Here is a 7932-nt window from a genome sequence, read left to right on the forward strand (position 1 = left end):
GGGTACAAGCGCGCTGCGCGCGCTTGTATGACCGCCCGCTTCGCGGGCGGTGGCGTGGCGCTTCGCGCCACACGGTCAATACGCGCTTCGCGCGTTTTGACGGGTAGTTGGATTCGCGCTTCGCGCGAATCCCCCGCCTCCGCTTCGCTCCGGCGGAAAGGCGGCAGCAACGGCAGTAGGGGGAGGGAGTGGCTGCATCGTCCCGCGATGCAGCTTGTGTAACTACAGGAATCCCAGGCTAGGCCCGGGAGTGGGGGGTGGTGGCCCGCCACTCTTCCGGGGTGCCCCCGGGCATCGGTCATCGTACCCGGCCGGATGGACTCCACGTCTAATCGGATCAACATCGTGACGCACTCCACCTTCTGGGTAACGCGTGTCGGGTATCAAGTGCGCCCGGGCTCTGTCGCCTGATGGGGCATCATCAACCGTAGTGGTGACGTGCATCACAGTGCATCAACTTGCCGCATCATGGCGGATGCATCTGTGTAGACTCAGGGATCTAGGCGGCTCCCCTCCTGAGCGCATCAGTGGGTGTCGGTCGTCTTCGGTCCATCGGTTCTCTGTCGGGGAGAGATGAAATTGGCGACGACGTCTTTTAAGCTCCGGGATCATCAAATTGAGGCGGTAGAGGCCGGGGTGCGGGCGCTGGATGTTCCGCCGGGAATGCGGATTCCGGTGGCTGGTTTGCGTGCGACGGTGGTGATGCCGTGCGGCTCGGGAAAGACGATGGTGGCTGCTTTCACGGCCCGGCGGGTGGCGCGGAATGGGCGCGTTCTGGTGTTGGTGCCGACGCTGGATTTGCTGACTCAGACGGTGGTCGCGTGGCAGGCGGCCGGCCACAGGGGGGCGTCGGTGGCGGTCTGTTCTCTCCAGGACGACCCGGTGTTGTGGGGTCGCGGGGTGCGGGCGACCACGAGCGCCCCGCAGCTGGCGCTGTGGCATGGGAAGGGCCCGGTGACGGTGTACGCCACCTACTCGTCTCTTCCCGTCCTGGTGGCGGCCTTCGACACGGCCACCACCTACGGCCTGGTGATGGAGCCGTTCGACCTGGTGGTGGTCGATGAGGCGCACCGCACCTCGGGGAGCGTGGGGAAGGCGTGGGCTGATGTCCACGACAACGGGCTGTTGCCGGCGTTGCGGCGGTTGTATCTGACGGCGACGCCGCGGATCTGGCAGGAGCGGCCGGCCTCCGACCCGCTGCGGGACCCGCTGCCGGAGGAGATGGCCGCGAGCATGGACGACGAGTCCATCTTCGGGCCGGTCGTCTACCGCATGGACCTGGCGGCCGGCGTCGCGCGCGGCTTGCTGGCGCGGTATCAGATCATCGTGGTCGAGCTCGTGGACCCGCAGCTGCCTCCCGGGCGGCTGCACGGGCCGGAGAAGCGCGAGGAGGAGATCCGCGGCCTCAGGTTGGGCGCGCTCCAGGCGGCGATGCTGAAGACGGCCCGCGAGCACGACCTCAAAACGGTGATCACCTTCCACCACCGCACCCTGGAAGCGCAGGCGTTCGCGGAAGGGCTGCCGGCGGTCGCCAAGAAGCTGCACGCCGCGGAGCCGGAGCGGTACCCGGCGAAGGTGTGGGCCGGCTGGCTCATGGGTGAGCACGAGGCCGACCACCGCCGCCAGGTCCTGGGCGAGTTCGGCACCCGCGCCAGCCTCGCGATCCTCTCGAATTGCAGGGTCCTCGGCGAGGGTGTCGATATCAGGGCGGTGGACTCGGTCGCCCTTTTGGATCCGAAAGGATCGCCGGTCGATATCGTCCAGGCCATCGGCCGCGCCCTGCGGCAAAAGCCAGGCGAGGGAAAGCTCGCTTCCCTTATCGTCCCGGTGTTCTTGGCGCCGGGTGAGCAGCCCGAGGACATGTTCACCTCCGCCTCGTACAAGCCGCTCATCAAAGTGTTGCAAGGGCTGCGGGCGCACGACGAACAAGCCGTCGAGCTATTGGCTATTCCGCAGACGAACACAGGCTCCGAGTCGCCGACCACCGACATCGGCCTCCCGCCCGAGGACGGCGAGGAGGAGTCAAGGCTGCTGCTGAAGTTCTCCTCCAAGCGCGACCCGTCGGCGATCGCGGAGTGGATCGCCTACAACGTCATCGACACCGAACGCCAAGACTGGGAGCGGGGCTTGGCGGCGCTGCGAGCGTTCGTGAAGCGCGAGCAGCACGCTCGGACGCCCTTTTCGCACCGGGAGGGTGCGTTTCCGCTGGGGCAGTGGGTGGCGGATCAGCGGAAGACCTTCCAGGCCGGCGCCATGAACGGCAACCGCGCCCGCCGCCTCGAAGCCCTCGGCATGGTCTGGGACGAACGCGAACTCGCCTGGGAAGAGACCCTCGACGTCCTACGCGCCTACCACGGCGAGTACGGCACCCTCGCCGCGCCGAGGTCCGCCACCATCCTCGACCGACCCGTCGGGATGCTCCTAGCCAACCTCCGCCGACCCGGCGGCCTCGGAAAGGATCCGGCCCGCGCCGAGCGCCGCCGCGACCAGCTGGCCGCGATCGACGAGCACTGGAACCCCACCTGGCCCATCGAGTGGCAGCGCAACTACGCCGGAGTCCAACAGTGCGTCGACGGCGGCGCCGACCCCAACGACATCCTCCCCGGCGTCACCATCGCCGGCATCGACATCGGCACGTGGCTCCGGCGGCAGCGGCAGGGCTGGAAGCACCTCACCGAGGCGCAGCGCGGGTTGCTCGCGGATCTGGGCATCGGATCGCTCCAGACGGCCCCTGAGGCCACTCAGGGCGCCGTGGAGGGCGCGCAGGAGCCCGCCGGGCCGGAGGCCAGCGGTGCTGCGGTGCCGGCCGCGAGGAAGCCCACGGGCGGCCGTGGCGGCTCGTTCGAACGGGGCCTCGCCGCCGCCCACCAATACCTCGCGAGGGAGGGTCACCTGAAGGTTCCCCGCGGCCATGTCGAGCACCTGCTCCTCGAAGACGCCGCCGCCAGCGGCGGGGACCAGGAGCAGCCCGAGACGGTGCCAGTGAAGCTTGGGGTGTGGCGCAGCAACACGCGCAGCCGGCGCGACAAACTCAGCGTCGAGCAGCAGGCCGCCCTCGATGAGATCGGACTCCAGGGCTGACACCGCCGCGTCGAAACGGCTACGGCCCTGTGCCCGCCTGACGCAGGGGCGGGCGGCCGCGCACTCAACGAGCTCGTCATCCGCTGGGGATGGAACACATCACCCACCACCGCAACTAACACCTCCCAGAGCCTCATCCGATCGGCGCACAGCCATCGCTTATCGTCTGTTCATCGCTCTTTCCTACGCTCGTCTCGTGCCGGCGCCACCCGCCGGAGCCATCGGAGCGGCCTGGGAGCTGTAATGTTCGAGACGGAGTTCCGGACCAGTGCTGTGCCCGTGGGGGACCGCTTTGACCTTGGCGCCAGTTGATGCTGGAAACCATCTGTCCCATGGACATGGGCACTGATCACGTCGATCGCTTCGACGCGGAGATGCGCCTGCTCAAACTCGGTTCGGTGAGTGTCTGGCCGACGACATGCTCGCCGATGACCTTTCAAGGGACGCCGAGGCTGATCCGACATTCGGACCCGGAGCTCTACCACCTCTCCCTCCCGCTACGCGGCACCATGCGCATAAGCCAGGCCGGCAGGGAAGCCGTTCACGGCCCCTGGGAGATGTACATCGTCGACACCTCCCGGCCCTTCGACTTCGTCAACGCCCCGACGAGGTTGATCGGACTCGAGATTCCCAGAAGGCTCCTGCCGCTCGCCGAGAAGCACATCAGCCCACTCGTCACCAGGCGGCTGCCCGGACGGGAAGGGCCTGGCGCGCTGCTTGCCATGGCTCTCACCCAACTGGCTGGGGACGCCTACTCGTTCCGGTATTCGGACGGGCCACGGCTGGAGACGGTGCTGGCCGACCTGCTGGCCGTGACCCTCGCCCACCAGCTCGATGCCGAGGACCGCCTCCCGCCCGAAACCCGCAGCCGCACCCTGGCCCTGCGCATCCAAGCCTTCGTCACCCACCACCTTCGCGATCCGGACCTGACACCCAGGACCGTCGCGGTCGCGCACCACATCTCTGTCAGCCACGTCCATCGGCTCTTCGGCACACTCGGAACCGGGACCACCCTGGCCGCATGGATCCGCCAGCAACGCCTCGAACGCTTCCGCTGCGATCTCGGCGATCCCGCACAGCGGAGCGTACCCATCCACCACATCGCGGCCCGCTGGGCCTTCTCCGACCCCGCAGTCTTCTCACGCGCCTTCCGCGCGGCCTACGGTGCCCCGCCCCGGGACTACCGTGCGCAGGCGCTCGGACCACCAGAACCATGATGGCTGGCCCGACCTCACCGTCGCCCATCCCCCGGAGCCGCGACATCCTCCGTCATCGGCCGCGACGGCCTTCTGGCCCCCGGCCCGGGGTCGAAGGGGTCTCGGACAGGCTGGGCGCCATCGCCAAGGCGCCCAGCCCTCTCATCCCGGCGACTCAGTGCAGGTACAGGCCGAACTCTTCCCAGCTGCCGCCGACGGACGCCGACCGTGCCCGCTGGGCGTTGGCGTTGTAGCCGGTGAACTCACGCTCGACGGCGACGTAGCGACTGTTGGCGACGGCGTACAGCATCCAGGTGGTGGTGCCCGAGTAGCACCTCAACTGGAACTCCTGCCACGAGCCCTCGACGGAACTCGCGCGGGCGCGCAGGACGTTGGCGTTCTCTTCCGATGCCTCGCGTTCGACGGTGACGTACCGCCCGTTGTTCACGTTCTGCAGTGCCCAGACGTCACTGCCCTGGTAGCGAAGGCGGTACTGCTCCCACGAGCCGGCGTTGTCGGCGGACCGCGCACGGAGCATCTCGTTGGAACCGCCCTCGTCGCTGGCCCCGGCCGCCACGGCTCCGGCCGGTGGGGCGCGGGCGGCGGCGGGCGACCATCTCAAGAGGTATCAGTTGGCGTCGAGCCAGACCTCGTCGGTCCTGTTGTTGAACCCCTGATTGTCGAGATCGATCCGGTACTCGTCAGGGCTCAGATAGTATCTGTCGTCCGGCCAGTTGTTGCGGACGTCGATCAGGTGGGCGCCCTGGTCGCGGTTGTTCCAGACCGAGGAAGTGATTCCCGCGAAGTTGTAGTCGGCGAGGTCGAGACCGCCGCCCCGCCCTGTGACGTACAGCAAGCGGCCGGTGTACTCCGGCCATTCCCACAGGCACAGGGTGTCGGACCTGCAGTCGGTCCTGGCGTTCGCGCCGACCTCGCCGGTGTCCGTCTCCGCCAGGAACTGCTGGAACTCCTCGGCGGTCTCGTGGCACTGGAACAGCTGCCCGATCTCCCCGCCGCACACCTGGGCGCCCTGCCAGCCTTCGGACAGGTCGATCATTTCATCCTGGTAGACGGCCAGCGCGCCGGTGTCCTGCGGAGCTTCCGCGCCCGCTGTGGGTGTCAGTGCCGTGGTGCCGGCGATCGCGGCCACCGCAGTGACGACCGCGGACCTGCTGAACGCCCTCCGCCCCCTAGGTGCCTTCACAGCTAGCTTCCGGGCTTTCATGCTTTCCCTCCCCATTCCGTTTCCCCCTGACAGCGTTCGAGATTTCCCGTTCCCGCCTGAATGCCCCGTGGCTTCCAGGCTCAGCAAGAAAATACGTGCTGGGCGGGGGGAGATCACATGGCCCTCAGTAACCTGGTTCTTGACTATCCGTGCCCTCCTGCTGCCGAGCCGCCGGCAATAGTCCTGTTGTGGCAGGCGCGCTGCGGGTGAAGAGAACCCGGAACGGGGCGCAGCCGTGACGAGCCAGGCCTTGTTCTGGTCTTGGTGCGGCCCCATCGCCCGGCGCCGCCGGCGGCGCGCACGCCAGGTAGAAGTGAGAGTCGCGGGTGGCGATGTAGCACAGTCCAGGTCCAGCGGGTGTCGGTGGCGTGGTGGTCGTTGGCCGCAGCGGTGGTGGTGCCGACTGCGGCGAGCGCGCCGGCGACCCGAACGGCTCGCTCCTTCACCCCGGCCAGGTCGACGACCTCTGCCGCCGCGGCGACCTGGCGGAGCTGGTCGCCGCCAACTCCCCGCTCGGGCCGGACCAGGCCGCCGAACGCCTCGGCGTCCGCAGGACCGACTTCGACCACATGCGCCGCCTCGGCTGGATCAGCGGGGTCTGGCGCAGCAACATGCGGTCGAGGCGGGACCGGCTCACGCCCGAGCAACAGGCCGCCCTGGACGAACTCGGGCTGTAGAGGCGCGCCTCGGAGACGGGCCAGATGCCGGCCGGCGCCGGTTGGCCAGGCAGCGTCGGCCCTTCCCGCACCGGATGGTGCGGGAAGGGCCCGCTCTCTTCTATGTTGATGGGTAGACGGGGGTTTGACGGACTATCACGGTCGACTGAGGGGGATGTAGGTGGCCGGGGTGAGTGGTGCGCGCAGGATCGCGGTCTGGGCGGTCGCCGTGGTGGGCGGAGTGGCCGCGGTGGGGTTGGCTCTGGTCGCCGTCCTGGCCGATCAGGACACCACCGGCCTGGTCCTCGCGGTGACCGGAGCCATCACTGGGGTGGTGAGCGCGGTGATCGCCGCCGTGGCCCTGGTCCGCACCCCACCAGCCCCCGCACCGGCACCGTCGACGGGTGGGGGGAGCGTGGTGGCGGGGAAGAACGCGGTCGTCGCGGGTGGAAGCATCATTGGCAGCGCGCTGGGCGACCGCTCCCGAGTCGGCGGACCGGCAACCACTCCCCCCGCCGGCGGCCCACCGCCCTCCGGGTCGGGAGATGTGCGCGTCGGCGATGGCAGCGTCGTCGCTGGCGGCGACATCATCGACAGCGCGCTGGGCGACGACAGCCGGCGCGAACCGTGACCCCGCTGTTCCGGCGGCGGAAGCCCCGACCCGACACCGCCGCCAACCCCGCTGGTGTCGACGGCGGGAGCGAGGGTGTGCCGCAGGCCCCGACGGCCGACGACGGCCCGCCGCCCGGCCCAGCACCCGTCCCGGCGGCGCCCGGGCCGGTGAACCTTCAGGTGGCCAAGGGTGGTGTGGGGGCCGGCCGGGATATCGACCACTCTGCCCTCGGCGACAACAGCACCGTCATCGACAACAGGCAGTACCACTTCCCGGCCCCCGCCGAGCCGGTGGTTTGGCCTGTCCAGCTGGGGCCGACCCCGCCGCTGGCGTCCGCGTTCCAGCCCCGTAACGCCCTACGGCAGGCGATCGCTCGCGGCCGGCAGACGGACGGCCGGGTGGTGCTCTCCCAGGTTCTGTCAGGCGGGGGCGGGGTCGGCAAGACCCAGCTCGCCGCAGCCTGCGCTACCGACGCCCTCAACACCGGCACCGACCTCGTGATGTGGGTGGCGGCCGGCGAGGCGACCCAGGTCATCACCTCCTACGCCCAAGCAGCCGCACGCGTCCGCGCACCCGGCGCGGCCGGCGAGGACCCGGAGGCCGACGCCCGGTGTTTCCTGGAATGGCTGGGCTCCACCGACCGCACGTGGCTGATCGTCCTCGACGACATCACCAACCCGACCGCGCTGGCCACCTGGTGGCCCCCCACCAGCCGCAGTGGGGGTGCGGGCGCCGGTGGGGGCGGGTGGACGGTGGCCACCACCCGGCTACGCGACGCCATCCTGAGAGGAGGCGGTCGCACCCTCATCGACATCGACGTCTACACCCCGCAGGAAGCCGCCGCCTACCTCCAGCAGAGCCTCACCGCCTTCGGGGCGGCCCACCTCCTCGATGACGCGGTCGGCAAGGTGGCAGAGGAGTTGGGGTATCTGCCGCTGGCGCTGTCCCACGCCGCCGCCTACATGGCCAACCAGGACACCACCTGCCGTGACTACCTCACCCTCTTCACCGACCAGCAGCGGCGGCTCGCCGAGGCGCTGCCAGCGGACGCGGACGCCGACGGCTACGGCCGCCACGTCGACACCGCCCTCCTGCTCTCCCTCGACGCCGCCAACCAAGCCGAGCCCGCCGGCCTGGCCCGCCCGGCCCTCACCCTCACCG

General features: G+C 69.6%; 6 protein-coding genes and 1 pseudogene. 5 read left to right on the top strand and 2 right to left on the bottom strand.

Going from position 1 to position 7932, the window contains the following annotated elements; all coding sequences use genetic code 11:
* The first annotated feature begins 573 nt into the window (after positions 1–573).
* Together E1265_RS29810 and E1265_RS29815 are read left to right on the top strand one after the other, a co-directional pair.
* Positions 574–3081: a DEAD/DEAH box helicase gene (locus tag E1265_RS29810; RefSeq protein ID WP_132934100.1), complete on the top strand. Its 2508-nt coding sequence runs from the start codon at positions 574–576 to the stop codon at positions 3079–3081.
* Positions 3082–3392: 311 nt separating this feature from the next.
* Complete coding sequence (locus E1265_RS29815) at positions 3393–4298, top strand: helix-turn-helix domain-containing protein (RefSeq protein WP_243741207.1); 906 nt, start codon at positions 3393–3395, stop codon at positions 4296–4298.
* A gap of 154 nt (positions 4299–4452) precedes the next feature.
* On the opposite strand, the gene E1265_RS29820 is transcribed toward E1265_RS29815, so the two are convergent.
* The gene (locus tag E1265_RS29820; protein ID WP_132934101.1) at positions 4453–4899 is read right to left on the bottom strand and encodes a hypothetical protein; all 447 of its coding nucleotides are present in this window, start codon (positions 4897–4899) and stop codon (positions 4453–4455) included.
* A gap of 6 nt (positions 4900–4905) precedes the next feature.
* Positions 4906–5427 carry a peptidase inhibitor family I36 protein gene (locus E1265_RS37405; protein WP_165953929.1) on the bottom strand — a complete coding sequence of 174 codons (522 nt, stop codon included), beginning with the start codon at positions 5425–5427 and terminating at the stop codon, positions 4906–4908.
* A gap of 443 nt (positions 5428–5870) precedes the next feature.
* On the opposite strand from E1265_RS37405, the gene E1265_RS39815 reads away from it, so the two are divergent.
* From E1265_RS39815 to E1265_RS29840, 3 genes and pseudogenes are all read left to right on the top strand, one after another.
* On the top strand, positions 5871–6179 hold the full coding sequence (locus tag E1265_RS39815) for a hypothetical protein (RefSeq protein ID WP_243741208.1): 309 nt from the start codon (positions 5871–5873) through the stop codon (positions 6177–6179).
* 160 nt (positions 6180–6339) lie between these two features.
* The gene (locus E1265_RS29835; protein ID WP_132934103.1) at positions 6340–6789 is read left to right on the top strand and encodes a hypothetical protein; all 450 of its coding nucleotides are present in this window, start codon (positions 6340–6342) and stop codon (positions 6787–6789) included.
* Positions 6786–7932: pseudogene (locus E1265_RS29840) on the top strand (tetratricopeptide repeat protein); the annotation flags it as partial. The gene E1265_RS29835 and the pseudogene E1265_RS29840, both read left to right, overlap by 4 nt.

The organism is Streptomyces sp. 8K308 (assembly GCF_004348315.1).
Classification (GTDB): Bacteria; Actinomycetota; Actinomycetes; order Streptomycetales; family Streptomycetaceae; genus Streptomyces.